Origin of the sequence: Pseudomonas sp. NPDC090233, assembly GCF_044772285.1 — a bacterium.
Lineage (GTDB): Bacteria > Pseudomonadota > Gammaproteobacteria > Pseudomonadales > Pseudomonadaceae > Aquipseudomonas.
The window spans coordinates 353,330-371,847 of record NZ_JBIVYQ010000004.1 but is presented as its reverse complement, the minus strand read 5'-3'; the positions used below and the strand labels follow the sequence as shown (position 1 = coordinate 371,847).

At 63.4% G+C, this 18,518-nt stretch carries 21 protein-coding genes; 14 read left to right on the top strand and 7 right to left on the bottom strand.

The annotated features are described in order from the left end of the window. Positions 1–134: 134 nt before the first annotated feature. Positions 135–380 (bottom strand): TIGR02647 family protein, encoded by a 246-nt coding sequence (locus ACIQUF_RS13030; RefSeq protein ID WP_403131901.1) that lies wholly within the window; start codon positions 378–380, stop codon positions 135–137. A 69-nt stretch (positions 381–449) separates the two neighbouring features. Continuing rightward, entirely contained in the window at positions 450–749 is a 300-nt protein-coding gene (locus tag ACIQUF_RS13025; RefSeq protein WP_403131899.1) for a hypothetical protein, read from the bottom strand. A 146-nt stretch (positions 750–895) separates the two neighbouring features. Between ACIQUF_RS13025 and ACIQUF_RS13020 the strand changes: the two genes are divergently transcribed. Further along, entirely contained in the window at positions 896–1,558 is a 663-nt protein-coding gene (locus ACIQUF_RS13020) for a glutathione S-transferase (protein ID WP_403131897.1), read from the top strand. Positions 1,559–1,599: 41 nt separating this feature from the next. Here the strand turns inward: ACIQUF_RS13020 and argH are convergent, their stop codons facing one another. Then, positions 1,600–2,994: an argininosuccinate lyase gene (gene argH, locus ACIQUF_RS13015; protein WP_403131895.1), complete on the bottom strand. Its 1,395-nt coding sequence runs from the start codon at positions 2,992–2,994 to the stop codon at positions 1,600–1,602. Positions 2,995–3,303: 309 nt separating this feature from the next. Here argH and ACIQUF_RS13010 point away from each other — a divergent pair, with 309 nt between their 5' ends. The 7 genes from ACIQUF_RS13010 to rsd all read left to right on the top strand — a co-directional run bounded on the left by ACIQUF_RS13010 (position 3,304) and on the right by rsd (position 9,758). Beyond that, positions 3,304–4,047, top strand: a complete 744-nt coding sequence (locus ACIQUF_RS13010; protein WP_403131892.1) for a LytR/AlgR family response regulator transcription factor — start codon at positions 3,304–3,306, stop codon at positions 4,045–4,047. A gap of 193 nt (positions 4,048–4,240) precedes the next feature. Beyond that, positions 4,241–5,182: a hydroxymethylbilane synthase gene (hemC, locus tag ACIQUF_RS13005; RefSeq protein ID WP_403131889.1), complete on the top strand. Its 942-nt coding sequence runs from the start codon at positions 4,241–4,243 to the stop codon at positions 5,180–5,182. Continuing rightward, positions 5,179–5,946 (top strand): uroporphyrinogen-III synthase, encoded by a 768-nt coding sequence (locus ACIQUF_RS13000; protein ID WP_403131886.1) that lies wholly within the window; start codon positions 5,179–5,181, stop codon positions 5,944–5,946. The genes hemC and ACIQUF_RS13000 overlap by 4 nt, the downstream gene beginning before the upstream one ends. A gap of 46 nt (positions 5,947–5,992) precedes the next feature. After that, a complete protein-coding gene (locus ACIQUF_RS12995) occupies positions 5,993–7,093 on the top strand; it encodes a uroporphyrinogen-III C-methyltransferase (RefSeq protein WP_403131884.1) in 1,101 nt (366 codons plus the stop codon). After that, the gene (locus tag ACIQUF_RS12990; RefSeq protein WP_403131882.1) at positions 7,090–8,328 is read left to right on the top strand and encodes a heme biosynthesis protein HemY; all 1,239 of its coding nucleotides are present in this window, start codon (positions 7,090–7,092) and stop codon (positions 8,326–8,328) included. The genes ACIQUF_RS12995 and ACIQUF_RS12990 overlap by 4 nt, the downstream gene beginning before the upstream one ends. A gap of 221 nt (positions 8,329–8,549) precedes the next feature. Then, positions 8,550–9,056, top strand: a complete 507-nt coding sequence (locus tag ACIQUF_RS12985) for a disulfide bond formation protein B (RefSeq protein ID WP_403131879.1) — start codon at positions 8,550–8,552, stop codon at positions 9,054–9,056. A gap of 231 nt (positions 9,057–9,287) precedes the next feature. Further along, the gene (gene rsd / locus ACIQUF_RS12980) at positions 9,288–9,758 is read left to right on the top strand and encodes a sigma D regulator (protein ID WP_403131877.1); all 471 of its coding nucleotides are present in this window, start codon (positions 9,288–9,290) and stop codon (positions 9,756–9,758) included. A gap of 9 nt (positions 9,759–9,767) precedes the next feature. Here the strand turns inward: rsd and ACIQUF_RS12975 are convergent, their stop codons facing one another. Continuing rightward, positions 9,768–10,433 (bottom strand): FKBP-type peptidyl-prolyl cis-trans isomerase, encoded by a 666-nt coding sequence (locus ACIQUF_RS12975; RefSeq protein WP_403131874.1) that lies wholly within the window; start codon positions 10,431–10,433, stop codon positions 9,768–9,770. 224 nt (positions 10,434–10,657) lie between these two features. On the opposite strand from ACIQUF_RS12975, the gene ACIQUF_RS12970 reads away from it, so the two are divergent. Further along, entirely contained in the window at positions 10,658–11,659 is a 1,002-nt protein-coding gene (locus ACIQUF_RS12970; RefSeq protein WP_403131872.1) for an AlgP family protein, read from the top strand. Here ACIQUF_RS12970 and ACIQUF_RS12965 read toward each other — a convergent pair. Then, positions 11,635–12,117, bottom strand: coding sequence for a TIGR02444 family protein (locus ACIQUF_RS12965; RefSeq protein WP_403131869.1), 483 nt, complete (start codon positions 12,115–12,117; stop codon positions 11,635–11,637). The genes ACIQUF_RS12970 and ACIQUF_RS12965 overlap by 25 nt on opposite strands. 50 nt (positions 12,118–12,167) lie before the next feature. Between ACIQUF_RS12965 and ACIQUF_RS12960 the strand changes: the two genes are divergently transcribed. Further along, entirely contained in the window at positions 12,168–14,078 is a 1,911-nt protein-coding gene (locus ACIQUF_RS12960) for an ATP-binding cassette domain-containing protein (RefSeq protein WP_403131867.1), read from the top strand. A 107-nt stretch (positions 14,079–14,185) separates the two neighbouring features. Beyond that, complete coding sequence (locus ACIQUF_RS12955) at positions 14,186–14,818, top strand: LysE family transporter (protein ID WP_403131865.1); 633 nt, start codon at positions 14,186–14,188, stop codon at positions 14,816–14,818. A 30-nt stretch (positions 14,819–14,848) separates the two neighbouring features. On the opposite strand, the gene ACIQUF_RS12950 is transcribed toward ACIQUF_RS12955, so the two are convergent. Together ACIQUF_RS12950 and ACIQUF_RS12945 are read right to left on the bottom strand one after the other, a co-directional pair. Next, the gene (locus ACIQUF_RS12950) at positions 14,849–15,601 is read right to left on the bottom strand and encodes a slipin family protein (protein WP_403131863.1); all 753 of its coding nucleotides are present in this window, start codon (positions 15,599–15,601) and stop codon (positions 14,849–14,851) included. A gap of 2 nt (positions 15,602–15,603) precedes the next feature. Beyond that, positions 15,604–16,944: a nodulation protein NfeD gene (locus ACIQUF_RS12945; RefSeq protein ID WP_403131860.1), complete on the bottom strand. Its 1,341-nt coding sequence runs from the start codon at positions 16,942–16,944 to the stop codon at positions 15,604–15,606. 97 nt (positions 16,945–17,041) lie between these two features. On the opposite strand from ACIQUF_RS12945, the gene ACIQUF_RS12940 reads away from it, so the two are divergent. The 3 genes from ACIQUF_RS12940 to ACIQUF_RS12930 all read left to right on the top strand — a co-directional run bounded on the left by ACIQUF_RS12940 (position 17,042) and on the right by ACIQUF_RS12930 (position 18,513). Continuing rightward, complete coding sequence (locus tag ACIQUF_RS12940) at positions 17,042–17,500, top strand: aminoacyl-tRNA deacylase (RefSeq protein ID WP_400801391.1); 459 nt, start codon at positions 17,042–17,044, stop codon at positions 17,498–17,500. Positions 17,501–17,561: 61 nt separating this feature from the next. After that, positions 17,562–17,804, top strand: a complete 243-nt coding sequence (locus ACIQUF_RS12935) for a DUF2789 domain-containing protein (protein ID WP_403131857.1) — start codon at positions 17,562–17,564, stop codon at positions 17,802–17,804. A 70-nt stretch (positions 17,805–17,874) separates the two neighbouring features. Beyond that, positions 17,875–18,513: an NADH:ubiquinone oxidoreductase subunit N gene (locus tag ACIQUF_RS12930; protein WP_400801387.1), complete on the top strand. Its 639-nt coding sequence runs from the start codon at positions 17,875–17,877 to the stop codon at positions 18,511–18,513. Positions 18,514–18,518 lie beyond the last annotated feature (5 nt).

Below are 18,518 nucleotides of genomic sequence, written 5' to 3'. Positions count from 1 at the left end.
AGGCAGGGGGAGCTGTGGCGAGTTTAGCCTGAGTAGGGCAGTCGGATAAGCGGCAAATGGGTTTTTGACGTCAATTTCTCAGCGGCTTTGCTGGCCTCTTCGCAGGCTTGCCCCGCGAAGAGGCCAGTACAGGTTTATGCCGGCTGCGGTGCTTTGAGGATGGTCAGCAACAGTTGGACACTTTCCGCCGCATCATTCCCGAGGCTGGTGAGGTAGCCGCCATCGGGTTGGTCGGTGAGCTCTTTTTCATGAAGGCGCTTGGCTGCGGCGACCAGAGCGGGGGAAGCGTTGCTGCCAACTTTGATGCCTTCCTGGTGACTGTCCAGGTTGAACAGTGCAAGCACTTCCAGTTCGGCGATCAGTTCGGGGGTGAAGGACATGGCGACTCCTGACTTCCAGACGAGGATGGCGGCACCGCCAGCGGTGCCTGACCCTGGAGTGTAGTCGGGTTATTCGTCCTCGCCTTGATCTGCCTCAGGTGGCAGTTCGGGCAGCGCGCGCAGGGCGGTTTCGTACCACTCGGTGTTGAATGGACGATCCTCGTCAAGCATGTTGTCGATCTCGATGGCCAGCACGTGGGCCATGAGGTTGAGGATGTCTTCGCGCTCGTAACCGACCAGCGTCAGCTTGTTGAAGGTGGCCTTGGCTGCCGGCGGCTCGCCGCTTTCGATCTGGTTCTCGATGGCCTGGGTCAGCGTCGCCTCGGCGAAGGCTTCGTCGTCATTGTCGATGTCGGTGGGCTCGCTCATGGCGGTACTCCTGTGGGTGGACGCACAGTTTGCCACGCCCGCGTCGGCAATGCCCGGTCATCGACCGGGTGCATGACGCTGGTCAGGCGCAGGCACAGGGGCTATAAAAGCCCGGCCATCCCCTTACGGCCTGGAGGCTGTTACCCATGCTCAAGCTTCACGGATTCTCGGTCAGCAACTACTACAACATGGTCAAGCTGGCCCTGCTGGAAAAAGGCATACCGTTCGAAGAGGTTGCCTTCTACGGCGGCCAGGCGCCGCAGGCGCTGGAAGTCAGCCCGCGCGGTAAGGTTCCGGTGCTGGAGACCGAGCACGGCTTCCTCAGCGAGACCAGCGTGATTCTCGACTACCTCGAGCAGACCTGTGGTGGCAAGGCGTTGCTGCCGGCCGACCCCTTCCAGCAGGCCAAGGTCCGCGAACTGCTCAAGGAGATAGAACTGTATATCGAGCTGCCGGCACGTACCTGCTATGCCGAGTCGTTCTTCGGTGCGGCGGTCGAGCCATTGATCAAGGAACGTGCGCGTACCGAATTGCTGGCGGGGTTCGCCACGCTCAAGCGCAATGGCCGCTTTGCACCTTACGTGGCGGGTGAAGAACTGACCGTGGCCGACCTGATGTTCTGCTTCTCGGTCGATCTGGCCTACGCCGTGGGCAAGAAAGTACTGAACATCGACTTCCTGGCGGATTTCCCCGAGGCCAAGGCGTTGTTGGACAAGATGCGCGAGAACCCGCACATGGCGCGGATCGTGGCGGACAAGGAGGCGGCGATGCCGGCCTTCATGGAGTTGATTCGCAGCGGCAAGCGCTGAAGAAGGGAGAGGAGGGCTGCATTACAGCCCTCCAATGGCGGTCAGCGCGAAGCCAGTAGCGCCTTGCCACGCACGACAGCAGCCCGCACCTGCGCCGGTGCTGTACCACCGATGTGGTCACGGGCATTCACCGAACCTTCCAGGGTCAGCACGGCGAACACGTCCTGCTCGATCTGGTCGCTGAACTGGCGCAGCTCGTCCAGGCTCATTTCGGCCAGGTCCTTGCCGGTGTCGACGCCATACTTCACGGCGTGGCCGACAATCTCGTGGCAATCACGGAACGGCAGGCCGCGGCGCACCAGGTAATCGGCCAGATCGGTGGCGGTGGAGAAGCCACGCAGTGCCGCTTCGCGCATGATCGCGTGCTTGGGCTTGATGGCCGGGATCATGTCGGCGAAGGCGCGCAGCGAGTCGCGCAGGGTATCGGCGGCGTCGAACAGCGGCTCCTTGTCTTCCTGGTTGTCCTTGTTGTAGGCCAGCGGCTGGCCTTTCATCAGGGTCAGCAGGCCGGTCAGGGCGCCGAATACGCGGCCGGTCTTGCCACGCACCAGCTCTGGCACGTCCGGGTTCTTCTTCTGCGGCATGATCGAGCTGCCGGTGCAGAAACGGTCAGGCAGGTCGATGAACTGGAATTGCGCGCTGGTCCACAGCACCAGCTCTTCGGAGAAGCGCGACAGGTGCATCATTGCGACGCTGGCGGCAGCGCAGAATTCGATGGCGAAGTCACGGTCCGACACGCCGTCCAGCGAGTTGCCGGCCACGGCCTCGAAGCCCAGCAGCTTGCAGGTCAGCTCGCGGTCGATCGGGTAGGTGGTGCCGGCCAGTGCGGCGCTGCCCAGGGGCATGCGATTGGCGCGTTTGCGGCAGTCGACCAGGCGCTCGTAGTCGCGGCTGAGCATTTCGAACCAGGCCAGCAGATGGTGGCCGAAGGTGACTGGCTGGGCGGTCTGCAGGTGGGTGAAGCCCGGCATGATGGTCTCGGCTTCACGCTCTGCCTGCTCCAGCAGGCCCTGCTGCAGGCGGGTGATCTCGGCGAGGATCAGGTCGATCTCGTCGCGCAGCCACAGGCGGATATCGGTGGCCACCTGGTCGTTGCGGCTGCGGCCGGTGTGCAGTTTTTTGCCGGTGATGCCAATGCGGTCGGTCAGGCGTGCTTCGATGTTCATGTGCACGTCTTCCAGGTCGACGCGCCAGTCGAAGTTGCCGGCCTCGATTTCACCCTGGATGGTGGTCAGGCCGTCGATGATGGTGTCGCGCTCGGCGTCGCTGAGTACGCCGACCTGCGCCAGCATGGTGGCGTGGGCGATCGAACCCATGATGTCGTGGCGGTACAGGCGCTTGTCGAAATCGACCGAGGCGGTGAAGCGGGCGACGAAGGCGTCGACGGGTTCACTGAAGCGGCCGCCCCAGGACTGATTGGTCTTGTCGGTGCTCATGGATTCACTCGTGGAAGGCGTGAACGAAAAAGTGGCGCCGATAATAGCAGGCTTGAGCGTGTCGCCGAAGGACGCCGGTCGAGAGAAATCGTCAGCAAACATTGGCCAGGGCGGGCAAAGACGATATTTACCGATTGAACGGCAGTGTTCCACGGACCGTCTACAGTTGGACAAAGGACTGGCAGCGAATCTGCCGGCTCAGTGAATCTTTGGCCTTCGCATCGGTCTAGAGCGTGACCGCAGTGTCGCTCGACCTGCATCTGTCTACGCTATACCTGTGCGAGACTCACTCAGGAATCCAGAGCAATTATGAATGTCCTGATCGTTGATGACGAACCCCAAGCTCGTGAGCGCCTGACGCGGCTATTCGGGGAACTGGAGGGGTACAACGTGCTGGAGCCCAGCGCCACCAACGGCGAGGAGGCCCTGGCTTTGATCGATAGCCTCAAGCCCGATGTGGTCCTGCTGGACATCGGCATGCCTGGCCTCGATGGCCTGCAGGTTGCGGCCCGCCTGTGCGAGCGCGAGGCGCCGCCGACGGTGGTGTTCTGCACCGGCGACGATGAATACGGTGCCGAGGCGTTCAAGGACAGCACCCTCAGCCATGTAACCAAGCCGATCCAGCCGCAAGGCCTGCGCGATGCCCTGCGCAAGGCCGAAAAACCCAACCGCGCCCAGCTGGCGGCGCTGACCCGGCCTGGCAGCGAAGGCGGTGGCCCGCGTAGCCATATCAGCGCGCGGACCCGCAAGGGCATCGAGCTCATCCCGTTGCCCCAGGTGATCTATTTCATTGCCGACCATAAATACGTGACCTTGCGCCACGAAGCCGGGGAAGTGCTGCTCGATGAGCCGCTCAAGGCCCTGGAAGATGAGTTTGGCGAACGTTTCGTGCGAATCCACCGCAATGCGCTGGTCGCCCGCGAACGCATCGAACGCCTGCAGCGTACGCCGCTGGGGCATTTCCAGCTGTTCCTCAAAGGGTTGGATGGTGATGCCCTGACCGTCAGCCGGCGGCACGTGGCTGGCGTGCGCAAGATGATGCAGACCCTCTGATTCTGGATGGCAAGGGCTTCGCCCTTGTTCGCGGCTGAAGCCGCTCCCACAGGTCCGGCGCCGCTCTTGATGGCAGTGATGAACCTGTGGGAGCGGCTTTAGCCGCGAAGAGGCCTTGCTGCTGACCCACATCTGCTAGCGATCCCGACGGAGCTGTTATCATCGGCGGTATTCCTAAGCATCGGGGCGTTCCATGTCCACTCGCGAAATCCGCATTGCCACCCGTAAAAGTGCCTTGGCCCTGTGGCAGGCCGAATACGTCAAAGCCCGCCTCGAACAGGCGCATCCCGGTCTTCTGGTGACCTTGGTACCCATGGTCAGCCGCGGTGACAAGCTGCTCGACGCGCCGCTGGCGAAGATCGGTGGCAAAGGCCTGTTCGTCAAGGAGCTGGAAACCGCCCTGCTGGACAACCAAGCCGACATCGCCGTGCATTCGATGAAGGACGTGCCCATGGACTTCCCCGAAGGCCTGGGCCTGTACTGCATCTGCGAGCGCGAAGACCCGCGTGACGCGTTCGTGTCCAACCGCTTCGCCAGCCTGGAAGCATTGCCTGCCGGCAGCATCGTCGGCACTTCCAGCCTGCGCCGCCAGGCCCAGCTGCTGGCGCGTCGCCCGGACCTCGAAATCCGCTTCCTGCGCGGTAACGTCAACACCCGCCTGGCCAAGCTCGATGCTGGCGAATACCACGCGATCATTCTGGCGGCGGCGGGGCTGATCCGCCTGGGCTTCGAAGACCGTATCACCTCCAGCATCAGCGTCGATGACAGCCTCCCGGCCGGTGGCCAGGGCGCGGTAGGCATCGAATGCCGCAGCGCCGACAGTGAGATCCACGCGCTGCTGGCGCCTCTGCACCATGCCGATACTGCCGACCGGGTGGTCGCCGAGCGTGCTTTGAACAAACACTTGAATGGCGGTTGCCAGGTGCCGATCGCCTGCTACGCCGTGCTCGAAGGCGAGCAGTTGTGGCTGCGTGGCCTGGTGGGCCAGCCAAGCGGCGGCACCCTGCTGGTGGCCGATGCCCGCGCCCCGCGCTCGGCCGCCGAAGCCTTGGGTGTGCAGGTGGCCGAAGCCCTACTCGGCCAGGGCGCCGAAGCCATCCTCAAGGAAGTCTACGGTGAGGCCGGCCACCCGTGAGCCCCTGGCGCCTGCTGCTGACCCGGCCTGAGGAGGATTGCGCGGCGCTGGCGCAGAGCCTGGCAGCGGCTGGTGTGGCCAGCAGTTGCCTGCCCTTGCTGGCAATCGAGCCGGTCACGTTGAATGAAATGCAGCGTCGGCAGATCGCGGCATTGGGGCAGTATCAGGCGATTATCGTGGTCAGCAAACCGGCAGCCAGATTGCTACTGGATCAACTGCGGCGAGCAGGTCTGCAGGCCCCTGCAGACGGCTGGTTTACCGTAGGTGAGGCCACGGCGGCGGTGCTGCAGGCCGCCGGTCTGAAGGTGACTTTCCCTACGCAGGGTGACGACAGCGAGGCCTTGCTTGCGCTACCGCGCCTGCGCGAGGCTGTCGCTGTTCCTACAGCGCGCGTCCTGATTGTCCGTGGTGTCGGAGGTCGTGAACTGCTGGCCGAGCGTCTTGCAGAGCAAGGTGCTAGTGTCGAATATCTGGAACTGTATCGCCGCTGCCTGCCGGCGTACCCGGTCGGCACGTTGATGGGTCGCATTCAAGCGGAACGCCTCAATGGCGTAGTGGTCAGCAGTGGGCAGGGTCTTGAACACCTGCAGCAGATGGCCGCTGCCAACTGGTTGCAGGTGGCGCGTCTGCCGTTGTTCGTGCCGAGCCCACGGGTCGCCGAACAGGCCAGGGCCGCAGGGGCCCAACAGGTTGTGGATTGCCGTGGCGCGAGTGCCGCGGCCTTGCTGGCAGCCGTGCAGCGCAGCGCTGTACCTGCCTCTTAAGGCGCTAAGCTTCAGTGCGATGCGCCCCCATGCAAAGGATGGATACGTGAGCGAAACTGTCTTGTCACACAATGATCAGCCGTCGGCGCAGGAGCCGGCGCAACCGGTCACCCCTCCACCCGCCAAACGTTCCGGCACCGGCCTGGCCTTGCTGGCGCTGTTGGTGGGCGCGGCCGGGGTCGCCGTGGGCGGCTGGGGTGTCTGGCAGGTGCGACATCTGCAGGGCAGTGAACTGAGCCAGGGCGAGCACCTCGAAGCGCTGAACCAGCGTGCAGCGGCCTTGCAGCAGCGTGAACAGCAGATCAGCGCCCAGCTGGCCAGCCTGCCGGCGGCCAGCGAACTGGAAGACCGCCGGCGCCTGGTGGCACAACTCCAGGGTGATCAACAGCGTCTCAGTCAGCGCGTGGAAACCGTGCTGGGCGAAAGCCGCAAGGAATGGCGCCTGGCCGAAGCCGAGCACCTGCTGCGCCTGGCCACCCTGCGGCTTTCGGCCTTGCAGGACATCGCCAGTGCCAAGGCGCTGGTCGAAGGTGCCGACGAGATCTTGCGTGAACAGAGCGACCCTGGATCATTCGCCGCCCGCGAGCAGCTGGCACGCAGCCTGGCGACGCTCAACAGCACCCAGCAACCCGATCGTACCGGCTTGTACCTGAAGTTGGCCGCCCAGCGTGAGCTGGTGCAGCAGCTCAGTGCCCAGTCGCCCGAATTCGACAGCAATGCCGACGCGCTCGGTGCGCTGACTGCCGATGGCGATGGCGCCAGCCGCTTGGCGCAGTGGTGGGCAGAGATCTCCAAGTACTTCCAGATTGATTTCAACGCCGACGACAATGTGCGGCCACTGCTGGCCGGGCAGTCGCTCAATCAACTGCGCCTGGCCCTCAGCCTGACCATCGAGCAAGCCCAGTGGGCCGCGCTCAATGGTGAGGCCAAGGTCTACAGCCAGGCGCTGGATGATGCACGCAGTGTGTTGCTGGCCAACTTCAACGCCGACAACCCACAGAGCAAGGCAATGCTCGACAGCCTCAACGCGCTGGCCGAGCAACCGGTTTCGGTGGTTACCCCCGACCTGAGTGACAGCCTGGCCGCGGTGCAGACTTACATCCAGCGTCGCCACCTGCCTGCCGAGGGTGAAGGGGGCAAGCCATGAAGCGTGTCTACCTGTTGGCCGTGCTGGCGATCGTGGTTGCTGCGGCATTGGGTATCGCGGTGGCCAAGCACAGTGGCTACGTAATGATTTCCTACGGTAGCTTCCGTTATCAGTCCGGGCTATGGGCGGCGCTCGCAGCACTGGTCGCCGTGGTGCTGCTGTTGTGGCTGCTACGGTACCTGATCGGTCTGGTGTTGACCTCCAGCGGCGTGATCAACCCGTGGTCGCGGCGTAACCGCAGCCGACGCATTCGTATTGCCATCGAGCAAGGCCAACTGGACCTCGCCGAAGGCCGTTGGGCCAGCGCCCAGCGCCACTTGCACCGCGCGGCCGAGGCTGAACGTCAGCCGCTGCTGTATTACCTCGGCGCTGCCCGTGCCGCCAATGAGCAGGGGCGCACCGAAGACAGCGACAACCTGCTGGAACGAGCGCTGGAGCGCCAACCCCAAGCCGAGCTTGCGATCGCGCTGACCCACGCGCAATTGCAGATGGACCGGGGCGAGAGCGAGGGGGCTCTGGAAACCCTGCTGGCCATGCAAGAGCGGCACCCGCACAACAACCAAGTGTTGCGCCTGTTGCAGCGCCTTTATCTGGCGCGCGGTGACTGGTCGGCATTGATCCGCCTGTTGCCCGACCTGCGTAAAGGCAAGGTGCTGCCGGCCGACGAACTCGCCGCGCTTGAACAGCGTGCCTGGGGCCAGAATCTGGGCCTCGCGGCAACCCGTGGCGACGATGATCAGAGTGCCCGTCAGGCGCTGGAGCGCGCGTGGCAACAGCTGACCGCTGCGCAGCGCCAGGAGCCGCGCCTGGTACTGGCCTATGCCGAGCAATTGCGTCAGGTAGGCGCCCAGGGTGAAGCCGAGCAGGTGTTGCGCACCGCCCTCAAGCGTGAGTACGAAAGCCATCTTGCACGCCTGTATGGCCTTGTGCGTGGCGATGATCCCGCTCGCCAGCTGCAAACTGCAGAAGGCTGGCTCAAGGCGCATCCGCAGGACCCTAGCCTGCTGCTGACGCTTGGCCGCCTGAGCCTGCAGAACCGCTTGTGGGGCAAGGCCCGCGACTACCTGGAAAGCAGCCTGAGCATGGAGCGCAACCCGGAAGCCTGCGCCGAGCTGGCCCGATTGCTGGCCGGGTTGGGCGAAACCGAGCGAAGCAACCAATTGTTCCAGGAAGGCCTCGGCCTGTTGGACGAGCGTCTGTTGGCCCTCCCGCTGCCAGAAGGCGTACGCGCCTGAGTAACCCATGAGCCCGCAATGGATGCGGGCTCATGGGCATTGGCGTCTTATCCTGCGACACGTGTTCTATCTGCAGCGCTCTTCGTGAGAAATTTCCTACTGCCCGCGAAGAAGTTTCTAGTGCCTCCCGGTGACTTACCTTTGCTGTCGCGCCTTGAAACAAAGCCCGCGTTTCCTCTACCGTTTCAAACCAATTCATCTACTCCGGACGCCCACCGCTCATGTTGCCGGCCCGCCTGCGCACGTTTTTTCTTACTGCCTGCCTTGCCTCGTTGGCGGTGCTGACCGCGTCCTTCTACCTGGAAGTCAGCCTGGGCCTGGTGCCCTGCCTGCTGTGTTTCAGTCAGCGTTTTTTTCTGGGTGTGTACGCAATGATCTGCTTGTGCGCGACTGTGCACGCGCCGGGCGTGGCAGGTGTTCGGCGGTATGGTCAGGCGGCCTTGGCCTTTGCGGCGGCTGGTGCGCTGCTGGCGGCCAGGCATGTGTGGTTGCAGGGCGCGGTCGGCATCGACCATGCCTGTCCGGCGTCGCTGCGCCAAGTACTGCAAAGCTCCTGGAGCGAGGCTGCACGGCAACTTGTACTCGGCGGCCCGGACTGCAGCTCGATGACCTGGAGTTTTCTCGATCTGACTTTGCCTGAATGGAGCTTGCTGGCATTCCTGCTGTTGGCTGCGCTGCCCTTGTCAAACCTGCTGGCGTATCGTTTCCGCACCCTTGGCAAAGCATGACCCAGCGCAAGCACTGGGCGATAGCGCGACCAGTGGTGCTGCGGCAGAGTATTAAACACTTGTATGAACTTTGTCGGCTGCGTACCTTGATGGGCAGCACGTGCAGGAATAATCTCCCAGCACGCATACCGAAAACACAACTGCTCGATGCCGTCCTGCTGATGTCACCTTTGTGCTGCGCGGTCGTGGTGCGAGGTGCAGCGGCATCTACCCAGAAGGGAAGAGATCGCCATGCTTGATAGTTGTCAGAACGCCCAAGAACGCTGGGGTGGGGTGCACAAGCTGATCGACCGCTGGCTCAAGGAGCGAGAGGAGCTGGTTCAGGCTTTCCGTACTTTGCGCGATGCCAAGCCGGCGTTTGCAGACAAGGACAAGAACCGTGATTTCTGCGCGGTGCTGGTCGACTACGTGTCAGCTTGGCATTTCGAGGTCAGCGAGCAACTGGTGACCGAGGCCAAAGCATTCGGTGACGAAAAGGCGCTGAAGCTGGCGGAAGAGATCAATCCGCGCATCAACGACAGCACTCAGATCGCGTTGGCTTTCAACGATCACTGCGAAAAGGGCGAGTGCAAAGACACCGAACGCTTCGCCGAGAAGCTGGGCAAGCTGGGCAGCTTGCTGCATGAGCGCTTCGAACTCGAAGACTGCCTGATCGAGGTGCTGCATAACGCGCACAAGGAAGAAGACGCGATCGAGGCCTGAAGGTCGGCGTCAGTCGCCGACCGCCAGCAACTCGATCTCGAACACCAACGGCGTGTAGGGCGCGATCAGGTCACCCGCGCCCTCGGCACCGTAGGCTTGGGCCGAAGGGATCACCAGCCGCCATTTGGCCCCAGCTTTCATGTGCGGCAGCGCCACCTGCCAGCCCTCGATCACCGAGTCCAGCTTGTACCACTGCGGCTGCTGATTCTGGTCGAACACCGAGCCATCAGGCAACTTGCCCACGTAGAGCACTTGCACCTTGCCATTGGCCTTGGGCTGCGCGCCGTTACCACTTTTCAGTTCACTGTAGAGCACGCCTTCAGGCAGCTCGTGCACGCCCGCGCGTGCCCGTTCATTGGCCATGAAGCGCGCTTCCACGGCCTGTAGCTTCGCTACTTCGGCTTGCTCGGCGGCGGCGTTGGCCTGCTCATCGTGCTGCTGGAGGATGGCCTGCATCCGCGCCTGATCGAGTTTCAGCGGTTGGTTCTGATAGGACTGGCGCAGGCCTTCGACCAGCGCGTCCAGCTGCAGCCCCGGCACCTCCTGGCGCAGGCGCTCACCCAGGCTGGCGCCCAGGCTGTAGGCCAGGTCGTGATCGTTGGTGGAGGGTGTTTCACCGGCGGCAAGTGCCAAAGGAGCAACCAGGCACAAGCCGAAAACAAGATAACGAGGCATGCTCAACTCCGAGCTCAAGAGCTGGGAAGTATGCCAGCCTTGTTGAAGTGATTTGCGTAAATATCGGCAACGATTTGTTAAGCAACTACACTTGCACGGAGCTGCAAGATAACAACTTTGCCCAGGCATGCAACGCGGCGCTGATGAGACTGTCAACATGCCCTAGCGGCGGTAGCAGCAGAAGCATAGTATGAGCCGCAATCTCGTCAGCCAGGAGGTAAACCATGTCGGCCAAGAAGAAGCCAGTAAGTACGCCGTTACACCTGCTCCAGCAACTTTCGGGCAGCCTGCTCGAACACTTGGAAGATGCCTGCTCGCAAGCGCTGGCTGATGCTGAAAAACTGCTGGCCAAGTTGGAAAAGCAGCGCGGCAAGACCCAGGAGAAACTGCACACCGGGCGCCTGAAGTTGCAGGATGCGGCCAAGGCAGGCAAAGCCAAGGCGCAAGGTAAAGCGCAGAAAGCCATCGGTGAACTTGAGTCGTTGCTCGACTCGCTCAAAGATCGCCAGACGCAAACCCGCACTTATATTCAGCAACTCAAACGCGATGCCCAGGACAGCCTGAAACTTGCCCAGGGTGTTGGCAAAGTGCGTGAGGCCGCGGGCAAGGCACTGGATCAGCGTGCGGTGGCCGCCAAGTCGGCTAAATCGGCTGCTGTAAAAGCGCCTACCAGAACTGCCGCCAAGCCTGCAGCCAAACCTGCCGCCAAGGCACCCGCGAAAACTGCAGCCGCCAAGGCGCCAGCTCGCACCGCAGCGGCCAAGCCTGCTGCCGCCAAGGCGCCTGCCAGGGCTGCAGCCAAGCCTGCAACGAAGCCAGCTGCAGCGAAGGCCCCGGCAAGAGCTGCTGCGGCCAAGCCAGCTGCCAAACCTGCCGCTGCCAAGGCACCGGCCAAAGCCGCCGCCAAGCCAACTGCCGCCAAGGCCCCGGCTAGAGCTGCCGCCGCGAAGCCAGCTGCCAAACCAGATGCCGCTAAAGCGCCCGCCAGGACGACTGCCGCCAAGCCTGCATCAGCCAAAGCACCGGCCAAGCCAGCTGCTAAACCTGCCGCCAAGCCAGCTGCCAAGCCTGCCGCCAAAGCCCCGGCGAAACCCGCCGCCGCCAAACCGGTTGCCAGCAAGCCAGCCACGCCCGCTACCAGCACAGCAGTGACCAACTCGGCTACACCGGCAGCCCCTGCGGCCCCCGCAAGCACCCCAGCTCAGGCGCCGTCTTCGGCCTCCTGAAGCCCTGCGGCCGCGACGCGCAGCTGATCCAGCGCGTCGTGGCCACGGGCCTGGTCGGGCGCCAGCCAGGCCAGCCAATCATCTACAGGCTCCAGCGAGCCTGTAGGCCATTGTTGCGCGCAAGCCTCAAACCGTTGCAGCAATTGCTTTTCAGCCTGCAGTTCCAAGCCTTTCACCTGTTCACGCAACGCCGCCAATTGCGGGTCGTGCTGCGCCTGCGTTCGCCATTGCTGGCGCAAGCTGCGTAGCGGCGTGACCACCTGCCTTTGCCAAGGCTCGGCAAGCACGCGCAGGGCCTGAGCGCGCTCGGCGTTCGGCGCAACCCCACGGCATTGCAACCAGGTCGCGCACAGCAGCAGGCAAACATCGCCCCCCAGCGCCTGAACGTTCAGGCAAGCTTCTTCGATACCTGGCCGGGCATACAAGGCCAGCGCGTGATTCCACAGGTCGGTGTGCATGATTCGACGTACGCTCCGGGTCGAGGAAGCTGGTAGACTCCGCGACCATCATGATCAGACTATCCAACCTCACTTTACAGCGTGGTCCGCAGCGCTTGCTAGAAGGCGCCGAGATGACCCTGCACGCCGGCCACAAAGCCGGCCTGATCGGTGCCAACGGCGCCGGAAAATCCAGCCTGTTCGCCTTGCTGCGCGGTGAGCTGTCGCCCGACTCCGGCGACTGCCAGCTACCCGGCGACTGGCGCATTGCCCACATGCGCCAGGAGGTCGACACCCTCGATCGCCTGGCGGTGGATTATGTGCTCGATGGCGATGCGCGCCTGCGCAAGGTCCAGGCTGAGCTCGCCGTGGCCGAGACGGCCCACGACGGCACCGCCTTGGCACGCCTGCACAGTGAGCTGGAAAGCGCCGACGGCTATACCGCCGATGCCCGCGCGCGCAAGTTGCTGGCCGGCCTGGGCTTCACCAACGAGCAGATGGACCGCCGCGTCGGCGACTTCTCCGGTGGTTGGCGGATGCGCCTGAACCTGGCCCAGGCGCTGATGTGCCCGTCCGACCTGCTGCTGCTCGACGAACCGACCAACCACCTGGACCTCGATGCGATCCTGTGGCTGGAAGACTGGCTTAAAGGTTACCCAGGCACATTGCTGCTGATTTCCCACGACCGTGATTTCCTCGATGCCGTGGTCGACCATGTGCTGCACGTCGAGCAACGCAAGCTCAACCTGTACAAGGGCGGCTACAGCGCCTTCGAACGCACCCGTGCCGAGCGCCTGGCGCAGCAGCAGCAAGCCTACGAGAAGCAGCAGGCCCAGCGTGCGCACATGGAAAAGTACATCGCCCGCTTCAAGGCGCAAGCGACCAAGGCCCGCCAGGCACAGAGCCGGATCAAGGCCCTGGAGCGCATGGAAGAGCTGTCGGCGGCGCATGTCGATTCGCCGTTCGACTTCGTCTTCCGTGAGTCGCAGAAAATCTCCAGCCCGCTGCTGAGCCTGTCCGAAGGCTGCCTGGGCTATGGCGACAAGGCGATCCTCGACAAGGTCAAGCTGCAACTGGTTCCGGGTGCCCGTATCGGCCTGCTCGGCCCCAACGGTGCCGGCAAGTCGACCCTGATCAAGAACCTCGCAGGTGAGCTCGAACCGCTGTCCGGCCGGCTGGTACGCGGCGAGAACCTGGCCGTTGGCTACTTCGCCCAGCACCAGCTCGATTCGCTGGACGACAAGGCCAGCCCGCTGCTGCACCTGCAGCGCATTGCGCCGACCGAACGCGAGCAGACCTTGCGCGACTTCCTCGGCGGTTTCGACTTCCACGGCAACCGCGTCGACGAGCCGGTGGTGAACTTCTCCGGGGGTGAAAAGGCCCGCCTGGCCTTGGCGCTGATCGCCTGGGAACGGCCGAACCTGTTGCTGCTCGACGAACCGACCAACCACCTGGACCTTGAGATGCGCCTGGCGCTGACCATGGCGTTGCAGGAGTTTGCCGGTGCCGTGGTGGTGGTCTCCCACGACCGTCACCTGCTCAAGAGCACCACCGACGACTTCCTGCTGGTGGCGGATGGCAAGGTCGAACCCTTCGATGGCGACCTGGACGACTACAGCCGTTGGCTGGTCGAGTACCGCCAGCGCAGCGCCCCGGTGAGCAACGCCCCGGTCAATCCGGACAAGACTGACAAAAAAGCCCAGCGCCAGGCCGCCGCGGCCTTGCGTCAGCAACTGGCACCGCACAAGAAGGCCGCCGACAAGCTCGAAGCCGAGCTCAACCAGGTGCATGCGCAACTGGCCGAGATTGAAACCGCGTTGGGTGACAGTGGGCTGTACGAGGCGGCGCGTAAGGATGAACTGCGTGATCTGCTGGCGCGGCAGACCAAGCTCAAGCAGCGTGAAAGCGAGCTTGAGGAAGGCTGGATGGAGGCGTTGGAGACTTTGGAAAGCATGCAGGCGGAGCTGGAAGCATTGTCCTGACTTGATGCTGCCAGTGCTGCCAACAAAAATCCCCAGAATTTACTGGTCATTTTTCCGCCAGCACCTTAGCTTAACGTTTTGCAACATTTGTTCGAGCGAGGTGTGTGATGTCGATGGAAGTGTGGTTGGGCTTCTTTGCCGCGTGTTGGGTGATCAGCCTTTCACCTGGAGCCGGGGCGATTGCCTCGATGTCCAGCGGCCTGCAGTACGGTTTCTGGCGCGGCTATTGGAACGCGCTAGGCCTGCAGATTGGCCTGATCGTGCAGATCGCCATCATCGCCGCCGGTGTCGGCGCCGTTCTTGCGGCATCCGCCACTGCCTTCACCCTGATCAAATGGTTTGGTGTCGCTTACCTGGTCTACCTGGCCTACAAGCAATGGCGCGCATTGCCGATGGACATGACCGAAGACTCCGCTGTGCGCCCGATCGGCAAGCCGCTGAGCCTGGTGTTCCGTGGCTTTCTGGTCAACGTCAGCAACCCCAAGGCGCTGGTGTTCATGCTGGCGGTGCTGCCGCAGTTCCTCAATCCGCACGCGCCGCTGCTGCCGCAGTATGTGGCGATCACAGTGACCATGATCAGTGTCGACATGCTGGTGATGGCGGGCTACACCGGGTTGGCGTCGCGGGTGCTGCGCCTGCTGCGTACGCCCAAGCAGCAGAAGCGTTTGAACCGCACCTTCGCTGGGCTGTTCATTGGCGCGGCGACCTTCCTGGCGACCCTGCGCCGCGCGCCAGTCTGATTCATTGCAGGGGCCTCACGCAGGCCCCTGTCACTTTTCCCGGTCCAGCATCCCCTTGAGCAGATCCAGCGGCATCGGAAACACGATGGTCGAGCTCTTGTCCCCGGCAATCGACCCCAGCGTCTGCATGTAACGCAACTGCATGGCCCCTGGCTCCTTGCTGAGCATCTGCGCGGCCTGCATCAGCTTCTCCGACGCCTGCAATTCGCCTTCGGCATGGATCACCTTGGCCCTGCGTTCACGCTCGGCCTCGGCCTGGCGGGCGATGGCGCGGACCATCGAATCGTTGAGGTCGACGTGCTTGATCTCGACGTTGGCGACCTTGATACCCCAGGCATCGGTCTGTGCGTCCAGCACCTGGCGGATGTCCAGGTTCAGTTGTTCGCGCTCGGCCAGCAGCTCGTCCAGTTCGTGTTTGCCCAGCACTGCGCGCAGGGTGGTCTGGGCCAGCTGGCTGGTGGCGACCAGAAAGTCCTCGACCTGGATGATCGCCTTCTGTGGGTCGAGCACACGAAAATACAGCACCGCATTGACCTTCACCGAGACGTTGTCGCGGGAGATCACGTCCTGCGGCGGCACGTCCAGCACCACGGTACGCAGGTCGACCCTGACCATCTGCTGGATCACCGGAATCAGCAGGATCAGCCCCGGGCCCTTGACCTGCCAGAAGCGCCCCAGCTGGAACACAACGCCGCGCTCGTATTCACGCAAGATACGGAACGCCGACAACAACAGCACGCCCAGCAGCATCAGCAGGGCGCCGAAACCCAATTGCACGAACATCGTCAGTCTCCTTGCACGGTAGGGGCGGCAGCGCTCACTTCCAGCATCACGCCATGCCGCGCGGTGACCCGCACCTTCTGGCCCAGCTGCAGCGGCGTGGTGCACTGCACCTGCCATTGTTCGCCCTGGGCCTGTACCGAGCCGCAGAACGGGTTGTCTGGCTCCACCTGGGTGACGCTGACCAGGCTGCCGACCAGCCCGGCATCGCCGCTGACCAGCGCGCGCTTGCGCGTCTTCAGGGCCATGCCCAGCACGCCGCCGATCAACAGCGCCGAGAGCACCGCGAGGGTGGCGATCAGTGCCAGGGGAATACCGAAGCCGGGGGCGTCGGTGTCAATCAGGATCACCGCCCCCACCACGAACGCGACAATCCCGCCAAAGCCGACCACGCCAAAGCTGGGCAAAAATGCCTCGGCGATCATGAAAGCGATACCCAGCAGGACCAACGCCATGCCAGCGAAGCTCACCGGCAGCAGCTGCAGGGCATACAGGGCCAGCAGCAGGCAGATGCCACCGACCACTCCGCCGACACCGGAGCCTGGGTTCATGAATTCGAAGAGCAGGCCATAGACGCCGATCATGATCAGGATCAGCGCCACGCTGGGGTTGGTGATTACCGCCAGCAGGCGCGTGCGCCAGTCCGGCAGGTGCTCGACCACGCTGGCGTCGCGGGTTTGCAGCAGGCGCGGCTGGTCTGCGGCGAGCAGCGTCTTGCCGTCGAGCTGACGCAGCAGGTCCGGCAGGTCACTCGCCTGCAGATCGATTACCTTCTGCTTGAGCGCCTCACTGGCTGACAGGCTTACTGCCTCACGCACGGCCTTTTCCGCCCAATCCGCATTGCGCCCGCGCAACTGCGCCAGGCCACGGATATACGCGGCGGCATCGTTGACCTGTTTGCGTGCCAGGGTCTCGTCATCGCTGCCGGGTTTGGCCTGGTCTTCCTTCGGCGCGCCGCCGATCTGCACCGGCGTGGCCGCGCCGAGGTTGGTGCCGGGGGCCATGGCCGCCACGTGGCTGGCGTACAGGATGTAAGTGCCGGCGCTGGCGGCACGCGCGCCGCTGGGGGCAACGAAACTGGCCACCGGCACGGGGCTGGCGAGGATTGCCTTGATGATCTGGCGCATGGCGCTGTCCAGCCCGCCCGGCGTGTCCATGCGGATCACCACCAGCTGCGCGCCCTGATCCCGCGCCTGGTCCAGGCCGCGCAGCACGTAGTCGGCGCTGGCGGGGCCGATGGCATCGTCGATGCTCAATACCCAGACCGCGCCAGGCGCGGCCTGGCTGCCCGGGGCGAGGCCGAGCACCAGTACCAGCAACCAGCAGCGCCAGCAGCGAGCGATCACCTGTCGTCACCTTGTTCGCCTCTCTATCCGAAGTTTAGTCATGCCTGTCCGGGCAAGGCCTAAAATTGGAAAGGGGGGGCGAAACCGGAGGTGCATCATGCGAATGGCCAAGACCCTGCAGCAGCGCCTGGACCAGGCCAACTGCGATTACGACATCATTCCCCATCCCCACTCGGCGACCAGCCTTGAGTCGGCACGCACGGCAGGTGTACCGGCCGAGCGGGTGGCCAAGTCGGTCATGCTCGACGATCGTCATGGCAACTACATCATGGCGGTGCTACCGGCCAACCGGCACTTGGACATGAGCAAGGTGCGCATGACCGGTGCCTGGCAAATGACCCGTGAAAGCGGCCTGCCGAGCCTCTTCGGCGATTGCGAGCGCGGCGCCATTCCAGCAATGGGTGACGCTTACCAGATAAAGATGCTGCTCGATTCGAGTCTTACCCGCCAGGGCGATGTCTACCTAGAGGCGGGTGACCACGATCACCTGATCCACATGAGCATGGAGCAGTACCTGAAACTGGTACCGCAAGCCGAAGTACGCGAGCTGTGCTGATGTTCTCAAACCCATGCCGGGCCGGCGTCGTGGACGGCCTGCCCGGCAGACAGGAGGAATCATGGACGCACCGACCCATCCGTTTTCCGAGCTGTTCAAGCAATTGGGCTTGCCCGACGATCCGCAGAGTATCGACCAGTTCATTACCAGCCATTCACCGCTGAAAAACGAAATCAAGCTGGTGGACGCGCCGTTCTGGACCGAGCCCCAGCGCGCATTTCTCAAGGAAAGCATCATTGAAGATGCCGATTGGGCGGTGCCCTTCGATCAACTCAACGAAGCGCTGCGCCGCCCCCGAAAATAAAGCGCCGAGCGGCACCTGACGAGTGTTGGGCCGTTGCTATGCTCAGGAAAACAATAAGGGGATAGGCGCCATGAAAGATCCCTACGCATCAGGTTTCTGGTGCTCCGTGACGATCCTGGGCACGCTGACGGCCGGCTACTTCTACGGCATTCGCCATACGCACCAGATGAACCAGGCCGTGCAGTTCCTCTACGCCGCTGCCGCCGTTACTGCGGCGGTGGCGTTGCTGGGGCTGACGTGGATTGCCTGGCAGCAGTTGCACCTGAACAAGCGCGAAGTGATCCAGGGGCGAACGTTGCTCACCATCTGGAATACCAAGGTCGCGCTGCGCCGGGTGGAAACGGTGTTCGACCGCTATTTCTGGGGCAGTTACTGGCATTCAGGGCGGACCTTCGAGGAGGTCATGGGCGAGCTCAAGGGCACGCCGCTGGAGCAGAGCCTGGAGGCACTGAAACGCCAATGCCGGACGCTCGACCGCGAAGTCCACGACCACCACCACCACTGGCTGGCCAATGCCCGCGACCTGTCCAGCGTGGCCACGGCCATGGCCCGCGAGCGTTACCAGTTGGACCTGTGTGAACCGTCAAGCACTGGGCATGGCAACACGGCCGTGCTCAATCGGGATCTGGAAGTGCTGGTTTACACCTGGTCGGCGCGCCTGCGCAGCTTCGACCATCAGCTGGACGAGCTGGAGCGCGCCTACCACTGAGGCCT

Excerpts from the sequence above, each read along its gene's own strand:
- ACIQUF_RS12935 (WP_403131857.1), top strand. The coding sequence starts at position 17,562 with ATGGACGCACCGACCCATCCGTTTTCCGAGCTGTTCAAGCAATTGGGC.
- ACIQUF_RS12985 (WP_403131879.1), top strand. The coding sequence starts at position 8,550 with ATGTTGCCGGCCCGCCTGCGCACGTTTTTTCTTACTGCCTGCCTTGCC.
- ACIQUF_RS12965 (WP_403131869.1), bottom strand. The coding sequence starts at position 12,117 with ATGCACACCGACCTGTGGAATCACGCGCTGGCCTTGTATGCCCGGCCA.
- ACIQUF_RS12950 (WP_403131863.1), bottom strand. The coding sequence starts at position 15,601 with ATGTTCGTGCAATTGGGTTTCGGCGCCCTGCTGATGCTGCTGGGCGTG.
- ACIQUF_RS12960 (WP_403131867.1), top strand. The coding sequence starts at position 12,168 with ATGATCAGACTATCCAACCTCACTTTACAGCGTGGTCCGCAGCGCTTG.
- argH (WP_403131895.1), bottom strand. The coding sequence starts at position 2,994 with ATGAGCACCGACAAGACCAATCAGTCCTGGGGCGGCCGCTTCAGTGAA.
- ACIQUF_RS13010 (WP_403131892.1), top strand. The coding sequence starts at position 3,304 with ATGAATGTCCTGATCGTTGATGACGAACCCCAAGCTCGTGAGCGCCTG.
- ACIQUF_RS13030 (WP_403131901.1), bottom strand. The coding sequence starts at position 380 with ATGTCCTTCACCCCCGAACTGATCGCCGAACTGGAAGTGCTTGCACTG.
- ACIQUF_RS12940 (WP_400801391.1), top strand. The coding sequence starts at position 17,042 with ATGCGAATGGCCAAGACCCTGCAGCAGCGCCTGGACCAGGCCAACTGC.
- ACIQUF_RS12970 (WP_403131872.1), top strand. The coding sequence starts at position 10,658 with ATGTCGGCCAAGAAGAAGCCAGTAAGTACGCCGTTACACCTGCTCCAG.
- hemC (WP_403131889.1), top strand. The coding sequence starts at position 4,241 with ATGTCCACTCGCGAAATCCGCATTGCCACCCGTAAAAGTGCCTTGGCC.
- ACIQUF_RS12955 (WP_403131865.1), top strand. The coding sequence starts at position 14,186 with ATGTCGATGGAAGTGTGGTTGGGCTTCTTTGCCGCGTGTTGGGTGATC.
- ACIQUF_RS12930 (WP_400801387.1), top strand. The coding sequence starts at position 17,875 with ATGAAAGATCCCTACGCATCAGGTTTCTGGTGCTCCGTGACGATCCTG.
- ACIQUF_RS13020 (WP_403131897.1), top strand. The coding sequence starts at position 896 with ATGCTCAAGCTTCACGGATTCTCGGTCAGCAACTACTACAACATGGTC.
- ACIQUF_RS12990 (WP_403131882.1), top strand. The coding sequence starts at position 7,090 with ATGAAGCGTGTCTACCTGTTGGCCGTGCTGGCGATCGTGGTTGCTGCG.
- ACIQUF_RS13025 (WP_403131899.1), bottom strand. The coding sequence starts at position 749 with ATGAGCGAGCCCACCGACATCGACAATGACGACGAAGCCTTCGCCGAG.
- ACIQUF_RS12975 (WP_403131874.1), bottom strand. The coding sequence starts at position 10,433 with ATGCCTCGTTATCTTGTTTTCGGCTTGTGCCTGGTTGCTCCTTTGGCA.
- rsd (WP_403131877.1), top strand. The coding sequence starts at position 9,288 with ATGCTTGATAGTTGTCAGAACGCCCAAGAACGCTGGGGTGGGGTGCAC.